Annotated in this window: 17 protein-coding genes; 13 read left to right on the forward strand and 4 right to left on the reverse strand. The window is 48.7% G+C overall.

Annotated elements, in window-relative coordinates:
* Positions 1-156: 156 nt before the first annotated feature.
* From CKW21_RS31240 to CKW21_RS24770, 8 genes are all read left to right on the forward strand, one after another.
* Complete coding sequence (locus CKW21_RS31240; RefSeq protein ID WP_141233016.1) at positions 157-1,416, forward strand: glycosyltransferase; 1,260 nt, start codon at positions 157-159, stop codon at positions 1,414-1,416.
* Between the two features lie 47 nt (positions 1,417-1,463).
* Positions 1,464-2,759 carry a glycosyltransferase family 4 protein gene (locus CKW21_RS24740; RefSeq protein ID WP_170948718.1) on the forward strand — a complete coding sequence of 432 codons (1,296 nt, stop codon included), beginning with the start codon at positions 1,464-1,466 and terminating at the stop codon, positions 2,757-2,759.
* Between the two features lie 21 nt (positions 2,760-2,780).
* Positions 2,781-3,755 carry a glycosyltransferase family 2 protein gene (locus tag CKW21_RS24745; RefSeq protein WP_095196506.1) on the forward strand — a complete coding sequence of 325 codons (975 nt, stop codon included), beginning with the start codon at positions 2,781-2,783 and terminating at the stop codon, positions 3,753-3,755.
* A 316-nt stretch (positions 3,756-4,071) separates the two neighbouring features.
* Positions 4,072-5,163, forward strand: a complete 1,092-nt coding sequence (locus CKW21_RS24750; protein ID WP_170948719.1) for a glycosyltransferase family A protein — start codon at positions 4,072-4,074, stop codon at positions 5,161-5,163.
* 272 nt (positions 5,164-5,435) lie between these two features.
* Positions 5,436-6,152: a NeuD/PglB/VioB family sugar acetyltransferase gene (locus CKW21_RS24755; protein ID WP_095196508.1), complete on the forward strand. Its 717-nt coding sequence runs from the start codon at positions 5,436-5,438 to the stop codon at positions 6,150-6,152.
* Positions 6,153-6,724: 572 nt separating this feature from the next.
* Complete coding sequence (locus CKW21_RS24760; RefSeq protein WP_095196509.1) at positions 6,725-7,705, forward strand: glycosyltransferase family 2 protein; 981 nt, start codon at positions 6,725-6,727, stop codon at positions 7,703-7,705.
* Positions 7,686-8,360 carry a trans-aconitate 2-methyltransferase gene (locus tag CKW21_RS24765; protein ID WP_095196510.1) on the forward strand — a complete coding sequence of 225 codons (675 nt, stop codon included), beginning with the start codon at positions 7,686-7,688 and terminating at the stop codon, positions 8,358-8,360. The genes CKW21_RS24760 and CKW21_RS24765 overlap by 20 nt, the downstream gene beginning before the upstream one ends.
* Positions 8,341-8,754 carry a GtrA family protein gene (locus tag CKW21_RS24770; RefSeq protein WP_095196511.1) on the forward strand — a complete coding sequence of 138 codons (414 nt, stop codon included), beginning with the start codon at positions 8,341-8,343 and terminating at the stop codon, positions 8,752-8,754. The genes CKW21_RS24765 and CKW21_RS24770 overlap by 20 nt, the downstream gene beginning before the upstream one ends.
* Before the next feature lie 72 nt (positions 8,755-8,826).
* Here the strand turns inward: CKW21_RS24770 and CKW21_RS24775 are convergent, their stop codons facing one another.
* Both CKW21_RS24775 and CKW21_RS24780 read right to left on the reverse strand, forming a co-directional pair.
* The gene (locus tag CKW21_RS24775; protein WP_095196512.1) at positions 8,827-9,774 is read right to left on the reverse strand and encodes an NAD-dependent epimerase/dehydratase family protein; all 948 of its coding nucleotides are present in this window, start codon (positions 9,772-9,774) and stop codon (positions 8,827-8,829) included.
* 3 nt (positions 9,775-9,777) lie between these two features.
* Positions 9,778-10,767 carry a glycosyltransferase gene (locus CKW21_RS24780; RefSeq protein ID WP_170948720.1) on the reverse strand — a complete coding sequence of 330 codons (990 nt, stop codon included), beginning with the start codon at positions 10,765-10,767 and terminating at the stop codon, positions 9,778-9,780.
* A gap of 1 nt (position 10,768) precedes the next feature.
* On the opposite strand from CKW21_RS24780, the gene CKW21_RS31970 reads away from it, so the two are divergent.
* Positions 10,769-10,891: a hypothetical protein gene (locus CKW21_RS31970; RefSeq protein ID WP_256590331.1), complete on the forward strand. Its 123-nt coding sequence runs from the start codon at positions 10,769-10,771 to the stop codon at positions 10,889-10,891.
* Between the two features lie 14 nt (positions 10,892-10,905).
* Here CKW21_RS31970 and CKW21_RS24785 read toward each other — a convergent pair whose 3' ends face one another.
* On the reverse strand, positions 10,906-12,039 hold the full coding sequence (locus CKW21_RS24785; protein ID WP_141233019.1) for a hypothetical protein: 1,134 nt from the start codon (positions 12,037-12,039) through the stop codon (positions 10,906-10,908).
* A gap of 913 nt (positions 12,040-12,952) precedes the next feature.
* Between CKW21_RS24785 and CKW21_RS24790 the strand changes: the two genes are divergently transcribed.
* The 4 genes from CKW21_RS24790 (at position 12,953) to fabF (ending at position 17,703) form a co-directional block, all read left to right on the forward strand.
* Positions 12,953-14,947 (forward strand): nucleoside-diphosphate sugar epimerase/dehydratase, encoded by a 1,995-nt coding sequence (locus tag CKW21_RS24790; RefSeq protein WP_095196515.1) that lies wholly within the window; start codon positions 12,953-12,955, stop codon positions 14,945-14,947.
* A gap of 111 nt (positions 14,948-15,058) precedes the next feature.
* Positions 15,059-15,394, forward strand: coding sequence for a helix-hairpin-helix domain-containing protein (locus tag CKW21_RS24795; RefSeq protein ID WP_095196516.1), 336 nt, complete (start codon positions 15,059-15,061; stop codon positions 15,392-15,394).
* Between the two features lie 208 nt (positions 15,395-15,602).
* On the forward strand, positions 15,603-16,397 hold the full coding sequence (locus CKW21_RS24800) for an SDR family oxidoreductase (RefSeq protein WP_095196517.1): 795 nt from the start codon (positions 15,603-15,605) through the stop codon (positions 16,395-16,397).
* 31 nt (positions 16,398-16,428) lie between these two features.
* On the forward strand, positions 16,429-17,703 hold the full coding sequence (gene fabF / locus CKW21_RS24805) for a beta-ketoacyl-ACP synthase II (RefSeq protein ID WP_095196518.1): 1,275 nt from the start codon (positions 16,429-16,431) through the stop codon (positions 17,701-17,703).
* On the opposite strand, the gene CKW21_RS24810 is transcribed toward fabF, so the two are convergent.
* Entirely contained in the window at positions 17,700-18,257 is a 558-nt protein-coding gene (locus CKW21_RS24810; RefSeq protein ID WP_095196519.1) for a TetR/AcrR family transcriptional regulator, read from the reverse strand. The two genes, fabF and CKW21_RS24810, sit on opposite strands and share 4 nt — an antisense overlap.
* Positions 18,258-18,276 lie beyond the last annotated feature (19 nt).

An 18,276-nucleotide genomic window follows, 5' to 3' on the forward strand; every position in this document is an offset into this window, starting at 1 on the left:
GGCCTTTTTTATTGTGATGTGTTGTTTGTTTTTTATGTGTTGTTAATAAATAATAGTAATTATTTATCAGAATTCGTTGTAGATAAAACTGGATTTTAATAAGTAAGCTGAAAGCCGCAAAGATACGTAAGTCAACCTGGTAATTATGGAATTTTTATGTCGCTCAACAGAATTAACTTTTGGATTGAGGGTGATATTTCCACGACGAGGATTATTTCTCGCCTGCTGAATGATGTAGTCGGTGAAGGTAATTGCCATACAGAGTTGTTGACAAATATTGATTGGGCATCTTTAAGTAGTGGTTCGAATATTTTTTGCCGTGTAAGCGATCCCAGGTTTCGCTGGCTTCCTGCGTACTTACGAAAAAACGGCATTACTTATGCCTATTATTTGGATGATAACTTTTGGAAAATAACTGGCACAAGTGAATTGGCACGTTATTACCAGTCGGAAAGGGTTGTAAGTGCTCTGGACGAATTTGTTCGAGGGGCAGCATTTGTAATTACTCACAATAAGATGCTGGCTGACTTCATTGCTCAACGCTTTCCAGGAGTCAAATGTGATCTTTTGCCTGTTCCATTTGACATGTCACTTATTCGAGAAATTGAGAGCAGTACAGAATCCAGATCGGATTCAAGCCCAGTGGTTGGATACGCTGGAGGTTTCAAGGAAGAGGAATTCAAGTTCCTTGAACCGGTAGTCAAGCAGCTTGGTAAAGAGCGTCCCGACATTCGTTTCGAGTTTATCGGAGGCATATCTGATAGCTTGCGTGCCCTGAATAACGTTCAGTGGTTTCCTGGCTCTTCGGATTATGCGGCTTTTCTGTCTTTCAAAATTTCTCGAAAATGGACAGTTGGTCTCGCGCCGCTGATGGAAAGTGAATTCAACGCTTCTAAAACTAACAATAAATTTAGAGAGTATGGTGGTTGCCATATTCCTGGTGTATACAGCAACACAAGCCCGTATATTGAATCTATCCGTTCAGGAGAGTCTGGGATCTTAGTAAAAAATACTACCGAGGCTTGGATTGATGCGATAAAAAGGTTAATAGATGACAAGGGTTTAAATGAAAAGGTAACACAGGGCGCCTACGATTTTGTGGATGAAAATTATTCTCACGAGTCCATTGCGCCGATTTGGAAAGTTGCACTTTCAAAAATTCCTGAAAGCCCCCCATCGACAGCATTGTCACGATTCCGGTTTAGCTATGTTAAGCGTTATCATTCACATAATTTGCCACTGATTGCCATTGCATTGGCGAATTCAGATCACCCAGTCACATTGATCAAAATTCTGTTGAAGAGAAAAATTACAGCCTTTTTAAGTCGTTTAACGATTAAGCATATTGTGTTGCTGATTGCATTATTTTCATTGATTGTTGCGAATTTCTACTTCATTAAGGCTGGCGCTGCGTGACAAAAAAAATAGTCATGGTTTTATGCAGTGACATTGTCGGACTGAAGATGGCCGGTCCAGCAATTAGATGTGTAGAAATTGCAAAGGTACTCTCTGAGTTTTTTACGGTAAAACTGTGCGCGCCTCGAATCGACGATAATGTTAGCTTCTCTTTCGAGATGTGCAGTGTTGCTGATTCGAGATTCAAGCCATGGGCTAAGTCCGCCGACATAATCATTGTCCAAGGGGATGCACTTAGAACTCATCCATTTCTGAAAAAAAACAAAGCGACCTTGGTTGCCGACCTCTACTGTCCTGTTCCTCTTGAGTATCACCAGGCTTCTGAAGGTCTGGATCTTGATGTGAGGGGGGGGACCAGTAATTTTTTATCTGATGTGCTTCACGAACAACTTGTTTATGCTGATCACTTTCTTTGCGCGAGTGAAAAACAACTGCAGTTTTGGCTGGGAGCCTTGACGCTGGCGGGGCGTGTAAATGCTCATCGATGGCCGCAAGCCAGTCACGCAAATGTTTCAGATCTTATCTCGATTTTGCCATTTGGTTTGTCTGCGCTGAAACCAGTGCTAACCAAACGGGCCCTACGTTCGCAGTTTGATATTCCCCACGATGATTTTGTTCTTGTTTGGGGGGGCGGGCTTTATCAGTGGTTCGATCCTCTGACACCAATTAGAGCAGTACATCGATTAGTTTCGGAGGGGCGGCGTGTACACCTTGTGTTCATTGGTGTGACCCATCCTAATCCAGATATTGTTCAACATGATATGTGTGCCAGGGCCGTCGAACTGGCTTCTGAGTTGGGACTGAGCGGGAAGTTCGTTCATTTCAATTTTGGCTGGGTCGACTATCACGATCGCCATAATTTTCTATTGGACGCGGACATTGGCATCAGTTCTCACTTTGATAATCCTGAGACTCGCTTTTCATTTCGCACCAGGATGCTGGATTATCTCTGGTGCGGTCTGCCAATAATCGCTACCAAAGGCGATGTCTTTGGTGATGCCCTAGCTGTTGAACAAGTAGGTATAGCTGTTGATTATGAAGATGAGGATGCTTGGGTAAAGGCCATAGCATTCGTGATGAATGATCGAAACGCGCTTGAAAAGTTTCACAAAAAATCGCTTCAATATTCTGAGCGTTTCCACTGGGATCTGATAGTAAGACCTCTGGTCACGCGGTTTGAGACTATATTAAACGCACCCGATCGAACGCTTGTTAGACGTCATTACTTAGCCCGAACTAGTTCAGTTCAACTGTTCAGCCGCTTACGACAGATTCATGCATCAGGTGGTGTTAAATCGCTGTTTTTCGCGTTTTACAGACGTACCAAGAGAGTTTTCAAGTGATTACTCTTGAGGTTTCCAATCGTGGACTTTCAAAGTGTTGCCGGAACGGCGTTATTTTTCGAGTTTTTTATGAATAGTCAGGTGTCATCAGTCTGTGCCGTAGTCATCACCTACCATCCCGATTTGGCGAACTTAAAGAATTTGCTTAATTCGCTGGCACTTCAGGTTGATCACATTGTCATTGTGGACAATGGCTCCCCTGAGTGTTTAGAGAGTTTTGTGGTGTCAGAGGGGCATCTTAATAATCTGGTTGTGTTAAGACTGGGTGATAATTTGGGAATTGCTCATGCGCAGAATGTCGGTATCGAATATGCGCGCAAATCTGGTTCCACCTACGTTGCATTATTCGATCAGGATAGTTGTCCAGACGCGAATATGATTAAAAAGTTGAATTTGGCAGCTACTGGTTTGCGACTTGCAGGTATACCGCTAGCCGCTGTTGCTCCGTGTTACAAAGACACGCAGGGGGGGGTGTTATCGAGCTTTGTGCGCGTAGGTGTTTTGGGATTCAAGCGAACACCCTGTGTCGAGGGTGGAGGGCCGATCGAAGCTGATTTCTTGATATCTTCTGGCTCGCTTATCCCTCTCTCCGCCATTGACCAAATTGGTGATATGGACGCGAGTTTGTTTATCGATCATGTTGATACTGAATGGTGCTTTAGGGCTAAATCTAAAGAATACAGACTCTTTGGAGTACCCGATGCAGTGATGCTTCATTCAATTGGTGACCGCAGAATAAGGTTCTGGTTTTTACGGTGGAGGACAGTTCCGTATCATTCGCCGTTTCGCTATTATTATATGTTTAGAAATAGCATACTTCTTCAACGCAGATCCTATATGCCATTGAATTGGAAGTTTGCAGATATGGCGAGATGCTTGCGGGCATTGGTTTTCTTTGGGCTCTTTTCGACGTCGCGGAGCGCGTGTTTGAAAATGATGCTCAAAGGCACGTTGGATGGAGTGGCCGGCGTAACTGGGAAACTCAAACAAGAGTAGAGATATTATTTGCGTGAGTGTGTGTGGTAGTTCGGAATGCCCGGACATTCAGATGTATAGTAAAGCCCCTCTGTTTTTATGGTCGCTCACAGCGTGAGCGACCTACAATTCTTCAACACATATTAGTGTTGGTCGCATCGCCCTGCAAGAATAGTGCTTGTTCAAGTCGTGAGCCCAAGTCGCTTGATGTGCGTGCTGCTTCGATTTTTTTGCTACACTGATTAAAGATAATGTCGAACTGATGAAAATTTGATTATATTGTCTCTTTAGATATAGTCAGGATTGAATGGTGCGAGTTAATACTGGAGTGATATTTATGCCTCTGGTTTCTGTACTTCTACCAACATATAGCCGAAATGCATCAGGTTACCTGCGTGATGCAATTATGAGCGTATTAGAGCAAGATATGCCTGATTTCGAGCTATTTGTAGTTGATGATGGGTCCGTTGATGATTCGGCTTCCACTATTTCTGATATTGCTGCCAAAGACTCCCGCGTTCGTCATGTCCGGTTTGAGGAGAATATTGGTCTGCCTGCATTCACTTGTGGGTTTGCCTTCAGGCAAACCAGTGGTGAGTTTATTGCCTGGCAATTCGATGATTGTGTCTGGAAGCCTGATCTTCTAAGTTCGTTGATTGAAGTTGCGAAATGCAATCCTGATGCGGGGATGGTCTATGCTCAAGCGCAAATGAACTTAGGCGATTCATCCAGTATTCTCGGAGAGGTTTTTGATCGAGAAACTCTATTACAGCGTAATATCATACCTAATTGTTCTACGTTGATTCGTCGAAGCGTTTTTTTAAAAACTGGATGGTTTGATCCCAGTGTTTTGCTAAAGCGTGTATGTGATTACGATATGTGGGTTCGTATATCACAAGGTTTTGAACTGCTCTTTCTTGAAAAGGTTCTGGCGGTAGAGAATGGGATGTCACTTCCTGATTCCCTGGGGAATAGTGTTACATTGTATGCTTCTCTTGCCAAGAAATACCAAGAGTGCAATCGCACATCATATCTACAAATTCAAAATATTGATAATTGGGATCCATATAAGGCTTCCGAATGGATGGATGAACTCGAAAAGGAGCAGTTTGCGCAAATACTTTTTGAACATTTTCTAAGAATCAAAAAGTACAAGAAAGCGGTGTCGATGGTTTGTGAGACGTTGCCTGCTAAATTTATTGGAGGGGGTGTTGATGTAACAGGGTATGGTCCTGATATTCTTCAAGAAGTATTTGTTTGGTATATTGGAAGGCTCAATGAAGGTAAGCAAAGGCGCGAGACCGAGCTTTGCGAGTATATCAGTAATCAAGCTAATTATATCGAAAATCAACAATCCTATATCGATCGACAACATAAGATGATTAGCGATTTACAACTCAAAGCGTCGGAAGACGATGCGCAAGGTTGATCGTCACATAAGCGTGCGCCCCGAAGGATTTTCCGTGTTGATCATTTGAAATTGGACCCGCGCAGCGCGCTTGTGAATAAGCTATTGCATCAAGGATGCCTTACGTACCTATATACGCAGCGAATATCTGATCAGTGCGCACGGATTGAAGTCGAGCGGTTGTACGGCTTGGATTTTATTATTTCGATGGTGCTGCCTTGCGTATCAATTTGCTATACTTCCTTTCGGGTCGAAAGTTAAATGCAGCCACGCTAAAAACGGACGTATAGGCAATGACACAAAATACATGCGAAACGAAATCTGATAGCAAATTACCATCTGTCTTGCTATGGGGGGCTAAAAGCAAGGCCCGGATTATCGAAGAGATGTTAAAAGAAAGTAATAGTGGTCTGGCTGACATCATTTTTGATAATACACTTCAAGCTGCTCCATTTGAAACGCCAGCGTTGTTTATTAACGATGTCAATGTCCTTAGGTCAAGTGTATCTCGAGTCACGCACTATGTGGTTTGTATTGGCGGTGAGCATGGTTACGCAAGGGTAAGAACGGCGGAGTATTTAGAAAGGGCCGGACTAAGTCCCGTAACCCTCATTCATGAAAGGAGTTTTGTTGAACCTACAGCATCAGTTGGAGTTGGCTGTCAGATCATGCCAGGTGCTGTAGTGCACAAGTTCAGTACCATTGGGAAACATACAATAATAAATACTAACGCTACTGTTGACCACGAGTGCACTATTGGTGATGGCGTTCACGTGATGGGTAACGCAGCTATTACAGGCATGGTCGAAATAGGCAACTATGCAACCATAGGTACAAATGCAACCATATTTCCTTTCGTCAAAATCGGTGAAGGCGCATTTGTGGGGGCCGGTGCGGTTGTGACGAAAGATGTAGAGCCGTACACCGTCGTTACAGGAGTTCCAGCAAAGCCGATACGTAAAAATGAGCTGAAATTTTTTGAAGATGTACTTTTGCAGTTAGTGCGTTAATTCAATACCTTAATTACTGACACCCATACCCTGTATTTTTGCCATCCAATGGACGTGTGTCTGGTTCACCTCCAGGCACACGCACTCGCTTTCCTTTCACGTATAGACTGCTACATCGCATTACGATTAATGCTCGGGTTGTGCATTCGTTCGATAGATCGCAGGATGAACCAGGGCCGGGCCAATGTAAAATAGGCCTTCGGAATGGGGCTGCCGCTTCGGGTCAGGGCGGGCAGTGGATTTGTTTCGAGTACAAAATCCACATGCCGAACGATACGATCCGAGGGCTCGGGGTGACTGGTTCAGGAGTTGTTTGGTCGCTTCCGAAGCTCAAGACTATGGCGCGGACTGACTTTGGACGTACAATCACGAACGTCCGGCGCTCGGCCGCATCCCCCTTATCAGAAGTTGGCACCTGCGGCTTGATTTTCAGTCTGGGGGGGGCACTGGAGATGAGCGGATTCAACTGGTAATTCAGAAATCGGCCAGTGTCCGGTTGCCGACAGTCGGTAAGTGGTCGAGAAAGAAACCAAAGCTTCGGAAAATGAAGAAAATGAGACTGATGACGCCGTATGATGATCATAGAAGATAAGTATATAAAGTTGTCGATCGTTGTGCCTGTCTACCGAAGTGCTACCATTTTGCCGACGCTGGTACAGCAGACACAGGAAGCGATGATTAAGGAGGGGCTGTCAGGCTCGTTCGAACTGATCCTCGTAAATGATGCCGGACCCGATAATAGCTGGGCGGTCATTCAGTCCCTTGCTGCGACACATGATTTTGTACGCGGCATCGACCTGCGAAAAAACGCCGGGCAACACAATGCAATAATGGCAGGGCTCAATCACGTTCGCGGTCAATTTGTCGCAATCATGGACGATGATCTTCAACACCCTCCAACCGCCCTCGGAGACATGGTGAGAGCGCTCGAAAGTGGTTATGACGTCTGCTACACCCGATATCTGAATCGACAACATGCCTGGTGGAAAAAGGCTGGCAGCCGATTCAACGACGCTGTCGCTTCGGTTTTGCTGGACAAGCCTAAAGACTTGTATCTTTCTTCATTCAAGGCCATGCGGCGAGAAATCGTTGAAGATATCGTCAAGTATGATGGTCCATATGCCTATGTCGATGGCCTGATCCTGAATGTCACACAGTCCTTTACCACTATCGATATTGTCCACCTCGCACGGTATGAGGGAGAAAGTAATTATAACTTTCGGCGACTGTTGTCACTTTGGCTGAAAATGGCCACAAGCTTCTCGATTCTGCCTCTGCGAATCGCTACTTACCTGGGGTTTGTGCTGACAGCTCTCAGTTTGGTTACAGTTGTTTTTGTGGGTGGGGCGAAAATACTTAATCCAGAATATCAAGCAGGCTGGGGATCATTGATTGCCATTATGCTGTTTATCGGTGGTATTCAAACATTATGTATAGGAATGGTAGGGGAATACCTGGGGCGGACTTATCTGAAATTAAACGGCAAGCAGCAGTTCATTATTGGTAGCACTACATGGCAAGGAACGGGATTACATGAACAAACCCGAGTTTGATAAGTTTGCGGATGAGTATAATCAGGTTCTCGGTGAGACCATCCCCGATGCGTTGAATGAAGACGCCTATTTTGCCGAGTACAAGATCGCGCTAATGGCTTCGCGCCTGAAGGGAAAAAAAATTACTCGTATCCTCGACTTTGGTTGCGGTGCTGGAAGAAGCCTGATATTTCTGAAGAGCTACTTCCCGGACTGCGAAATATGGGGTTACGACGTCTCCCCGGAATCGTTGAAAGTCGCCTCGACTCAGTTGCCGGAAGCAGTCCTGTTCTCCGACTGGTCAACCTTGGGCGACGTGCAGTTTGATGCCATTATTGCCGCCAACGTCTTCCATCATATTCCAGTCACCGAGCGCTTGCCGGCGCTTGTTCTGTGCCGAAAATCCCTAAGTAGGGATGGGCAAATGTTCATGTTTGAACATAATCCTTACAATCCCATGACGCGCTGGATTTTTGAGCGCTGCCCATTCGATGCAGATGCCGAGATGTTGAATCTGAGTACTGCCCTCGAATTGGCGCGAAAGGCTGGGTATGCGAGGGAGCAACATTCCTATACGCTGTTTTTCCCTAAACAATTAGCTTTCCTGCGTAAACTTGAACCGTGGCTCAAACGATTGCCATTGGGGGCTCAGTACTATGTCCAGATGGCAGGTTGAGTCGAGCTATATAGGGCGTTACTTAGGCAGTGGCCTGTTTAATACCCTGGTGGGTTTTGCCGTCATATTTCTGGCAATGTGGGCCGGTCTTTCGCCATCGCTCGCGAATGTCTCCGGTTATGCGGCAGGGTTCATTTTGGGTTTTGTATTGTCCAAGAAGATGGTGTTTCGTAGTAACGGTAGCTTCGTAAAAGAAAGCATGCGATACCTGATCGCATTCTTCGTAGCCTTTGCCCTGAACTTTATTGTTCTGCACATCGCGTTGGACAAATTCGGGTTGGCAGTAATACTGGCTCAAATTGTTGCAGCTATCGTATACACCTTAACAATGTATGCTTTGACGCGTTTCTATGTATTCTCACCCGGCTTGGCTTCGAAAAGTCCCCATCAGTAATCGCACCGATTGATCTTCATGGAGCTCGGGCGGCACGTCCGATGCTCCTTGAATATCTATTTGGTAAATTATTCAATAATGGTCTTGTAAAAAATACTCGGAGTAAATTTTTTTTACGCCAAGATTGATTTCAGTTGGACGCCAGTCATATGGCAGGCAAGAGTGATTAAAGGTAATATTCTCCGAGTTAGACCCTGACAGGCTGGAGCAAATATATATTTTTTTGTTTAGTATTCGCTCTACCGTGATTTTCAGCTGCAATATGGAAGTAGGGCGTCCGGATACCAGGAAATGGGTGCCGTAATTGTCCGGTTTTTTTGTTATTTTATTCGCTATATATTCTCCAATATCACCACTGAACACATAATCCCTCAATGTATCCATGCTGCCAAATATTTGAACTTCTTTGTTTAATAGTCCATTTTTTATCAGTGTAGAGATTAGACCCGAGCGACCGCTATTCAACAGTCCATACACGGAGCTTGGTCTGTATATAAAACAGGAGTCCTTGTCCAATACCTCCGAAAGGAGCATCTCTAACTTGAGTTTAAGGTGTCCGTAAGGTCTGCAAGGAGACGGCGTGCTTTCAGCGCCAATATGACTCTGAGATTCAAATATCCCTCCCGCAGAACTCACTAGGTGAAACTTGAATTTACCTGACGGGCATGCGTCAACAAGCTTTCTGTAAAGATCAAGAATTGCTTTGAAGGATAACTCTTCAGTTGCCATTTCATTGTCGCCAGAAGAAAAGCCAGCTCTACCGGCCGCCCATACAACTGCTACTTCGACGGCTTTGTCATAAGCTTCACAGGCAACAATGGTTTTGATTTCGGCCATCAAGGTGGAAGCGTCCTGTGCTTGCTGCCCCCTGTCGTTCCAATCAAATTTATGCGTTGTGTATGTATAGCTTTGGGCCAATAAGGAGTTGAATATTTCCTTACCAATTAATCCAAGGCCAAAGATAAGAACAATTCTTTTGCACTTGGCGTCGAGCGATGGGTTACTTTGAAGAACAATCATGGATTACTCATTAAAGTATTGGGACAAGAGATTGTCCTGGCTTCTATCGACTGTATAAAAAGTAGGCTTGCCATTGAGGTGAAGAATGGCGACCATCAGATACTCCGCAATAATGGCGGAAAGCATGCCCAGCAATCCGCCAAAAAACAGAATACTTGTGAATAGGGATGGCCAACCATGAACATCTATGCCGTCAGGAAAAAAGAAATACTTACCAATCGTTGTAATCACCAGAACGATCGAGGCAATAAAAGCGATCAGCCCAGCGAACCCGGCATAGCGTAGTAGCTTCGTATTGCTTGATATTGCCATTCTTCGTGCATGGGAAAGTAGTTGTTTGAGTGAATAGCCACTTTTTTCCCCGCTGATTACTCGCTGATCTTTTATGGACAAAGGTACAGAAATGATACGATTAGTAAACCATGTCAGCGAAATATCGAAGTATGTGTCGTGAGAACAAACGCTGGCTGCTGCTCTTGCAAGCCCGCCTCTCATAAGCCGGAAACTGTTGAATGAAGATATTTTTTTATTGCCGGTAACGATTTCCATCATTCTCTTGAATCCACGTGAGCCAAGATCTCGGATCAAGCTTTCGTGAACCGCCGAAACGGGCTTGGCATATGCAACATCTTTGCTCTGCAAGATCGCTTGGGACAGAAGTGTGATTATTTCACTTGGCGGGTGCTGCAGGTCCTCGTCAAGTGTCGCAATCCAATCACCTGAGGAGTGGAGAATTCCGGCTATCGTTGCTGGGTGCTGACCATAATTTCGGGATAGATAAATAACGCGTATCCAGTCGAACTCTTTGGATAAGGCAGTCAAAATAGATGCCGAGTTATCAATTGCTTCATCTACGACAAAAATGGCTTCCTGGAGCTGGATAGGTGCAGACTCAAGCTTGAGTTTGATACGAACCTTATCGAGTTCCAGAACAAAATCATGAAGATAATCTTGGCCGGAGTACACTGGGGTGACAGTCGATAGAGTTAACATTGTGCTTGTCATCTTCCAAATTGATTTTCTGGATTTTTCATCTGCAGGCAACAAGTCGGCGACATCATATCAGGCGGAAAATCCAGGGAAAAACCGCCAGAATGGTGTTTCTGCAGGTATTTGATTGGCTTCAAATAGTCAAGCATTTTGTCTCGGTCGAATTTTTTTAATCCAATTGACTAGTACCACTGCTACCACAATGAAGCATAAAAGCTTTGTCATCACATAGTATCTGTTTTCAGTGTGCATTATCGCAGCAGTCAATAAACCAGAAGATACTGCAACGAGAGAGGTCACTGTTATCCATTTGTTCTTAAAAAGGCTTGTAGCTAAAGCAGCCAAAAACATTCCAGCGAGCAGGAGTTGTAGGAAGATTAGCTGTATTTTACTAAAAACAAGAATATATGGGCTTATATCAAAAGGTGGCTTGTCTAAGTAGACGGACCAATAGAATTTTGCGAAACCTTCATAAAATTTAACGGCAGTGAATTCCAGCTTTGACACCGGTGTTGGTAATTGCGTCAAATACACGGAGTGGGCGGGATCTGTATAGGCAACAAGCTCGACATATGGTTGAATATTTGAAGGGTCATACAATGCCATGATTTTTGGTTCGTAAAACCACAAAACACCTGCATGATGATAAGCCATGGCGACTTGTATCAAACAAACAGACGTTCCGGCTAAAAACAGGAAGATGTGTTTGAATTTGTTAGTGGTTTGATTTTTAAGGTCGAACGCAACCCAAAAAATCACCAGAAAAAATATTGATACGACGTAGTTTTGCTTCAAAAGAACAGAAGTTCCCGCCAATAGTCCAGCTATTATTAGTGGAATTGTTTTTGCTCTGTTTTTTTCGTTTGATAGTATTGACAGTGATGCGATGAAGAAAGCCAGGCTTTGGATGTCGGACAAGCGAACAGGAATGTACCCGATACAAATTATCAAGGTGAAGATTACTACTGCGGTTTCACCAATGATATCAATTCGACGTCGTTGGCCTGGCGTCGAATTGTTTAGATTTCGGAATAAAAATAATACGGCTGTAACAAGCATTAAAAGGCAGGTGAGATTCAGGAGCAAGGTGATGTAGTTTAATGCTAGGGGGTCATTGGTCAGCAGGTAAGGGATTGCTTGGTAGACCAAAATACCAACAGGGCGCACTCCGTTATAACAACTTGAAGCTGTGCTTCCCAGATTTACAATGAAATCGGCACAGGATTGTCCGAGTGTTGCATATGCGTCTGCATCACCAAATGCTGGGAATTCCATCTGCGTCCTTATGTAATAATCTTTTATAGATTTTGCGATCGTATCATAGTAAATGAGCCTTGACATCTCCTCGCCAACCCTTCCGTAATGGACGATAAGCGGCGACAACTTGATTCGCCATGAATCATTATGAGCTGCGACATTTTCGGAAATGCACTACTTAAAGGAGTGCGTTAGAGCAAGACTCGGATTTGCAGCAGCTTTCCAACCTTCGCTACATCGGCCGTGGTGAATCGGGTGACTAAGGTCGAGCCACCGGTGTCATACGTGCCTAACCCGGTACTCCGTGGGGGCAGCACTTGGCAGCAAGGCACCTTCAGAGCAGGTAGGCAATCGCATATTCATACCTCTTTGTACTGAGATGAATAGTAGAATTCACGTGATAGATCGTACGGTGGGGGGGCTCTGAATGCGTGCGCGTCTATCCATAAATTTAACCTTGCCAAGAGGTGGTTTCGATAGTAACCACGCGTTAGTTTCTTGATTTTCGTTGCATACGGTCAGCTGAGCACCGGTCGTCGATCACTTAGGTCTTTGCGCTTGTCGCTTTAGAGGCTGAGCCCGTTCCGATCCCAACAGGTTCTGAACACAAGCATTGCGCGCGTTTTTTTCGCATCAGATCGACGATGGGAGCACTGGTTTTCTGTGTACTGATTGAGCGGCAGATCAAAATTTTCGGGATTGCCAACCCTGTGGCGGCCTAAGGCCTTCCTCCTGGCATCAGAAGCTTTGCGTAGGGGCTGTCCTCTTGCTACGAGTATCGGCGCTTTTTCTCCAGCGCATCGTGCAGGGAGTCTACAATACCGACTGAAACGGCTCTGGAAGGCTTGGGGCGCGATTGCCCATGTCGGGTTGACGAAGTATTAAACATCAATTTCAGTTAAACGGAGCGACTGAGGTGCTTGAAAGACTTATGGATGTTTTGAGAGCTTTTTTGCTGGGGCTGCCCCGGCGGCAAAAAAGACTGATTCAGGTTCTTACGGACGTCTTGCTCGTCTGGGCTGCGTTGTGGCTTGCATTTATTGTGCGCCTTGGCATTGACGATTTGTACAACCCTGTCCGGGTGCATTTCTGGCTTTTTATTTGCGCACCGGTTATCGCCATCCCACTCTTCATACGCTTTGGCATGTACCGCGCCGTTATGCGTTATTTCGGCAATGATGCCCTTATCGCGATTATTAAAGCCGTTAGCCTTTCGTCTCTTATTCTGGCCGTTACCGTCTTTTGGTATAGCAACCATCAGGCTGTGGTGCCACGATCCATCGTTTTCAACTACTGGTGGCTAAGCCTTGTCATCATCGGAGGATTGCGACTGTGCATGCGCCAGTATTTCATGGGGGACTGGTTCACTGCCGCCCAGCATGTGCCATTCACCAATCGTGATGACGGGCTCACCAAAGTCGCTATTTACGGTGCTGGCGTGGCCGGCAATCAGCTGGTTGCGGCGCTTCGTATGGGACGAGCGATGCGTCCAGTGGCGTTTATCGATGACGATCCAAGCATTGCCGATCGTTCGATCGCCGGACTGCAGGTCTATAAGCCCAAACATATACAGCAAATGATCGACGTGACGGGCGCTCAGGAAATCCTTCTGGCGCTGCCGTCATCTACCCGCTCTCGACGTCGGGAAATTCTGACTTTTCTGGAGCGTTTCCCGCTGCACATCCGCAGCGTCCCGAATTTCACCGATCTGGCCAGTGGCCGGGTAAAGGTCGAAGACATCCAGGAAGTGGACATCGCTGACTTGCTGGGGCGCGATTCGGTGCCGGCGCAACCGGATCTGCTCGAGCGTTGTATCAAAGGCAAAACAGTCATGGTCACGGGGGCAGGTGGGTCGATCGGCGCGGAGCTTTGCCGGCAGATTTTTACATTGGGCCCGACAACGCTTTTGCTGTTCGATCACAGTGAATTCAATCTCTACAGCATTCTGACGGAATTGGAGCAGCGCGGCTGTCGCGAGTCGGTTCCTGTCCAGCTGTTGCCGATCCTCGGTTCCATTCGTCACCAGGACAAGCTGCTGGATGTCATGAAGACCTGGGGCGTGGACACGGTCTATCACGCTGCGGCGTACAAGCATGTGCCGATGGTCGAGCACAACATCGCCGAAGGCGTCCTGAACAATGTGATCGGCACGCTCAATACTGCACAGGCTGCGTTGCAATCGGGTGTGTCCAATTTTGTGTTGGTCTCCACCGACAAGGCGGTTCGTCCGACGAATGTGATGGGCAGCACCAAGCGCCTGGCCGAGTTGACGCTGCAGGCCTTGAGTCGCGAGATTGCACCGGTTCTGTTCGGCGACAAGGCTAATGTGTCCCGGGTCAACAAGACCCGTTTCACAATGGTTCGCTTTGGCAATGTGCTGGGGTCGTCCGGTTCGGTGATTCCACTGTTTCACAGTCAGATCAAGTCCGGTGGGCCGCTGACAGTGACTCACCCGAAGATCACCCGTTATTTCATGACCATTCCCGAGGCCGCGCAGCTGGTGATCCAGGCCGGTTCCATGGGGCAGGGCGGCGATGTATTCGTGCTCGACATGGGTGAACCGGTGAAGATCGTCGAGCTGGCGGAGAAGATGATTCATCTATCCGGGTTGAGCGTTCGTTCGGAGAAAAACCTGCAAGGCGATATCTCGATCGAATTCACCGGCTTGCGTCCTGGCGAGAAGCTTTACGAGGAGTTGCTGATTGGCGACAACGTTTCGGCAACGCAACATCCGATGATCATGAGCGCCAACGAGGATCATTTGTCCTGGGATTTGCTCAAAGGCCGCTTGCGCGAGCTGTTGGTTGCCGTTGATCAGGACGATTACGCACGCGTCCGCCAACTCCTGCGCGACACCGTCAGTGGCTACACCCCCGATGGCGAGATCGTTGACTGGATCTATCAGCAGCGTCGCCTCGAACCCTGATTGTTTCATATCCTGTAACGGACATATTTTTGACAGGCTCCAGACATCGCCTAAGTTTGGGAGGCAGCTTCGGAAAAGCTGCTTCCTCAACCGATGTCATGGAGCTTCATTATGCGTACTGGTTTTTTCTACTCTCTGGTTTTTGCCCTGCTCACCAGTGTCTCGGCGGCGGCCATTTCCGCGCCCGCTGTGAAGGCGGAGGCGGGTAATGCACCGGTGGTGCAAGAGGTGTCGCCAAAGGCACAGGGCGGTAAGGTCGATCTGAACGGCGCCGATGCGCCCACCTTGCAGCGCGAATTGTCCGGTATCGGCGAAGCCAAGGCCAAAGCGATTGTTGCGTATCGTGAAACTAATGGACCGTTCGCCTCGGTGGACGAGTTGCTGGAAGTGAAGGGCATCGGCAAGGCGATTCTGGATCGCAATCGCGAGAAGCTGGAAGTGAACTAAGCTAATTATTCAACGCCAAGGGGCCGGTCATTGACCGGCCTTTTTGCTTTTCGGCGAACGCTACCAGACATGCCTTCTATCGGCATCATCAAAATTACGGCTATCATATTCAGATTAGATTATGTCTATAATAAATGAGTTTCCCGTCCAGGTGCCCTAAAGCCCAGGCGCCTGGCCTTCCCACAAGCATTTCCTGCGGAGCACAGTCATGAATTCTGCCCAGTCTCAAGGTACGGCCCTCGTCACCGGTGCTTCTTCCGGTATTGGCGCGGTTTACGCTCAGCGTCTGGCGGCGCGTGGTTTTGATTTGTTGCTGGTGGCTCGCGATCAGCAGCGGCTCGACGAGGCGGCCAGCAAGTTGCGCGCCGAGTATGGCGTTCAGGTCGAAGTGCTCAAGGCGGATCTGACGCAAAAGGATGATGTGCTCAAACTCGAGCAACGGCTGCGCAGCGATTCGAGTATCAGTCTGCTGTTGAATAACGCCGGTGTGGCGGCGGATGGGTTGTTGGCCAATGCCGACACCGATCAGCTGGAGCGAATGATTCAGTTGAACGTGACAGCGGTCACGCGCTTGGCTTCGGCTGCAGCGGCCAGTTTTGCCAAGGCGGGCCGGGGTACGATCATAAACATCGCGTCGGTGGTGGCGTTGTTTCCCGAGCGTTTCAATGCCACCTACAGCGCCAGCAAGGCTTATGTGTTGAGCCTTACCCAATCGTTGAACGCCGAGCTTGATGGCACCGGGGTCAAGGTTCAGGCTGTGTTGCCAGGGGTAACACGTACTGAAATCTGGGAGCGTTCCGGTATTGATGCTTCGCAGATCCCGGCGGAGATGGTCATGGAAGCGGGCGAGATGGTCGACGCCGCGCTGTCGGGCCTGGATCAGGGTGAGTTGGTCACCATTCCGTCCCTGCCGGATGCGGCTGACTGGGATGCCTTCGTCGCGGCCCGTCACGTGATGGCGCCTAACCTTTCCAAAAGCAAAGCCGCTACGCGTTACAAATGAAGCGCGATAAATCGGCACGAGGTATTGCGGTATGAGTGATCGTCGAGTGGTTGTAACGGGCATGGGCCTGGTGTCTCCGCTGGGTAGTGGAGTCGAAGCGGTCTGGCAGCGTCTGTTGGCCGGGCGCTCCGGTTTGCGTAATTTGCCGGAAGAAGTGGTGGCCGATCTGCCGGCCAAGGTTGGCGGCGCAGTGCCGTCACTGGTGGACGATCCGGAAGCGGGTTTTGACCCGGACCGTTCAACGCCACCCAAAGAGCAGAAAAAAATGGACCGTTTCATTCTGTTCGCCATCGAAGCGGCGCGTCAGGCGCTGGAGCAGGCGGGTTGGCAGGCGCAGAGCGCCGATGCTCAGGAGCGCACGGCGACCATCATTGGTTCCGGTGTGGGTGGTTTCGGGGCGATTGCCGATGCGGTGCGTACGACGGATAGCCGTGGTCCTCGGCGCTTGTCGCCGTTCACCATCCCGTCGTTTCTGGTCAATCTGGCGGCGGGCCATGTGTCGATCCAGCACGGTTTCAAAGGCCCGCTGGGTGCCCCGGTAACGGCGTGCGCGGCCGGGGTCCAGGCGATTGGCGACGCGGCGCGGCTGATTCGTTGCGGCGAAGCGGACATCGCGGTGTGTGGCGGTGCGGAGGCTGCGATCGATCGGGTCAGCCTCGCGGGATTCGCTGCCGCGCGCGCCTTGTCCAGCGGGTACAACGACACCCCCGAGCGTGCTTCACGCCCCTTCGACAGTGGCCGTGATGGCTTTGTCATGGGCGAGGGCGCCGGTCTGTTGGTGATCGAGTCCCTGGAGCATGCGTTGGCCCGTGGCGCACAACCCCTGGCGGAGCTGGTGGGTTACGGCACCAGTGCCGATGCCTATCACCTGACTGCGGGTCCCGAGGATGGCAGCGGTGCGCGTCGCGCGATGTCTTTGGCATTGGCTCAGGCGGGCGTTTCGCCGGAGCAGGTTCAGCATCTGAATGCGCACGCGACCTCGACTCCGGTTGGCGATCTGGGTGAGTTGGCGGCAATCAAGTCGCTGTTTGGTGCGGATAACAAGATCGCTGTGACAGCGACCAAATCCGCCACCGGGCATTTGCTCGGCGCGGCAGGCGGGCTTGAAGCAATCTTCACCCTGTTGGCCATCCGTGATCAGGTCGTACCGGCGACGCTCAACTTCGATAACCCGGACCCTGCTGCCGAGGGTGTGGATATCGTCCACGGCCAGGCCAGGCCGATGGCCATCGAGTACGCCTTATCCAATGGCTTCGGCTTTGGCGGGGTCAATGCCAGCGTGTTGTTCAAGCGCTGGAACGGCTAGGCCTGGGACTCGTTCAGGTGAGTCCGCGTGACGTCGAGAATCTGCCGGGCAAACTCGGGATTCTCGACGCTGCGCGAAAGCAGCAGCGCCCCCACCAGTGTCGACATGATGACGATGCTTCGGTCCACCACGTTTTCACCTTCAAGCGTGCCTTGTATCTGTTGAAGCCGGGCGTTCAACACCTCGTCGGAGGTTGGGCTCGGCTGCCCGCGCATACCGAGTTCCGATGACATGGTCAGCAGCGGGCAACCTTCGTGGGGCGAAGTCTGGTGCCATTCAGACAAATAGGCGTCGATGAATGCTTCAAGCGGGCGCTCCTGGGCAAACAGCTCGGCGCAAATGCCGGCGACCTGATCGCCGGCAGCCTGCAATGCCTTTTCTACCAACTCGTCCTTGGATTTGAAATGCGAGTAAAAACCACCGTGAGTCAAACCCAACGCTTTCATCAGAGGTTGCAGGCCGGTCGCGCCTATACCGTCACGGCGAAAGCGTTCTGAGGCTTCCTTGATGATGCGTTGGTGGGTCTGGGCTTTATGGTCCTGCGAGTAACGCATCTGATATCTCCACATCAAT

Source organism: Pseudomonas sp. Irchel 3A7 (assembly GCF_900187565.1).
In the GTDB taxonomy this organism is placed as follows: domain Bacteria; phylum Pseudomonadota; class Gammaproteobacteria; order Pseudomonadales; family Pseudomonadaceae; genus Aquipseudomonas.

Excerpts from the sequence above, each read along its gene's own strand:
- CKW21_RS24750 (WP_170948719.1), top strand. The coding sequence starts at position 4,072 with ATGCCTCTGGTTTCTGTACTTCTACCAACATATAGCCGAAATGCATCA.
- CKW21_RS24785 (WP_141233019.1), bottom strand. The coding sequence starts at position 12,039 with ATGGAATTCCCAGCATTTGGTGATGCAGACGCATATGCAACACTCGGA.
- CKW21_RS24795 (WP_095196516.1), top strand. The coding sequence starts at position 15,059 with ATGCGTACTGGTTTTTTCTACTCTCTGGTTTTTGCCCTGCTCACCAGT.
- CKW21_RS24740 (WP_170948718.1), top strand. The coding sequence starts at position 1,464 with ATGGCCGGTCCAGCAATTAGATGTGTAGAAATTGCAAAGGTACTCTCT.
- CKW21_RS31240 (WP_141233016.1), top strand. The coding sequence starts at position 157 with ATGTCGCTCAACAGAATTAACTTTTGGATTGAGGGTGATATTTCCACG.
- CKW21_RS24770 (WP_095196511.1), top strand. The coding sequence starts at position 8,341 with ATGTCCAGATGGCAGGTTGAGTCGAGCTATATAGGGCGTTACTTAGGC.
- CKW21_RS24790 (WP_095196515.1), top strand. The coding sequence starts at position 12,953 with ATGGATGTTTTGAGAGCTTTTTTGCTGGGGCTGCCCCGGCGGCAAAAA.
- CKW21_RS24755 (WP_095196508.1), top strand. The coding sequence starts at position 5,436 with ATGACACAAAATACATGCGAAACGAAATCTGATAGCAAATTACCATCT.
- CKW21_RS24775 (WP_095196512.1), bottom strand. The coding sequence starts at position 9,774 with ATGATTGTTCTTCAAAGTAACCCATCGCTCGACGCCAAGTGCAAAAGA.
- CKW21_RS24810 (WP_095196519.1), bottom strand. The coding sequence starts at position 18,257 with ATGCGTTACTCGCAGGACCATAAAGCCCAGACCCACCAACGCATCATC.
- CKW21_RS24780 (WP_170948720.1), bottom strand. The coding sequence starts at position 10,767 with ATGTTAACTCTATCGACTGTCACCCCAGTGTACTCCGGCCAAGATTAT.
- CKW21_RS24760 (WP_095196509.1), top strand. The coding sequence starts at position 6,725 with ATGATGATCATAGAAGATAAGTATATAAAGTTGTCGATCGTTGTGCCT.
- fabF (WP_095196518.1), top strand. The coding sequence starts at position 16,429 with ATGAGTGATCGTCGAGTGGTTGTAACGGGCATGGGCCTGGTGTCTCCG.
- CKW21_RS24765 (WP_095196510.1), top strand. The coding sequence starts at position 7,686 with ATGAACAAACCCGAGTTTGATAAGTTTGCGGATGAGTATAATCAGGTT.
- CKW21_RS24800 (WP_095196517.1), top strand. The coding sequence starts at position 15,603 with ATGAATTCTGCCCAGTCTCAAGGTACGGCCCTCGTCACCGGTGCTTCT.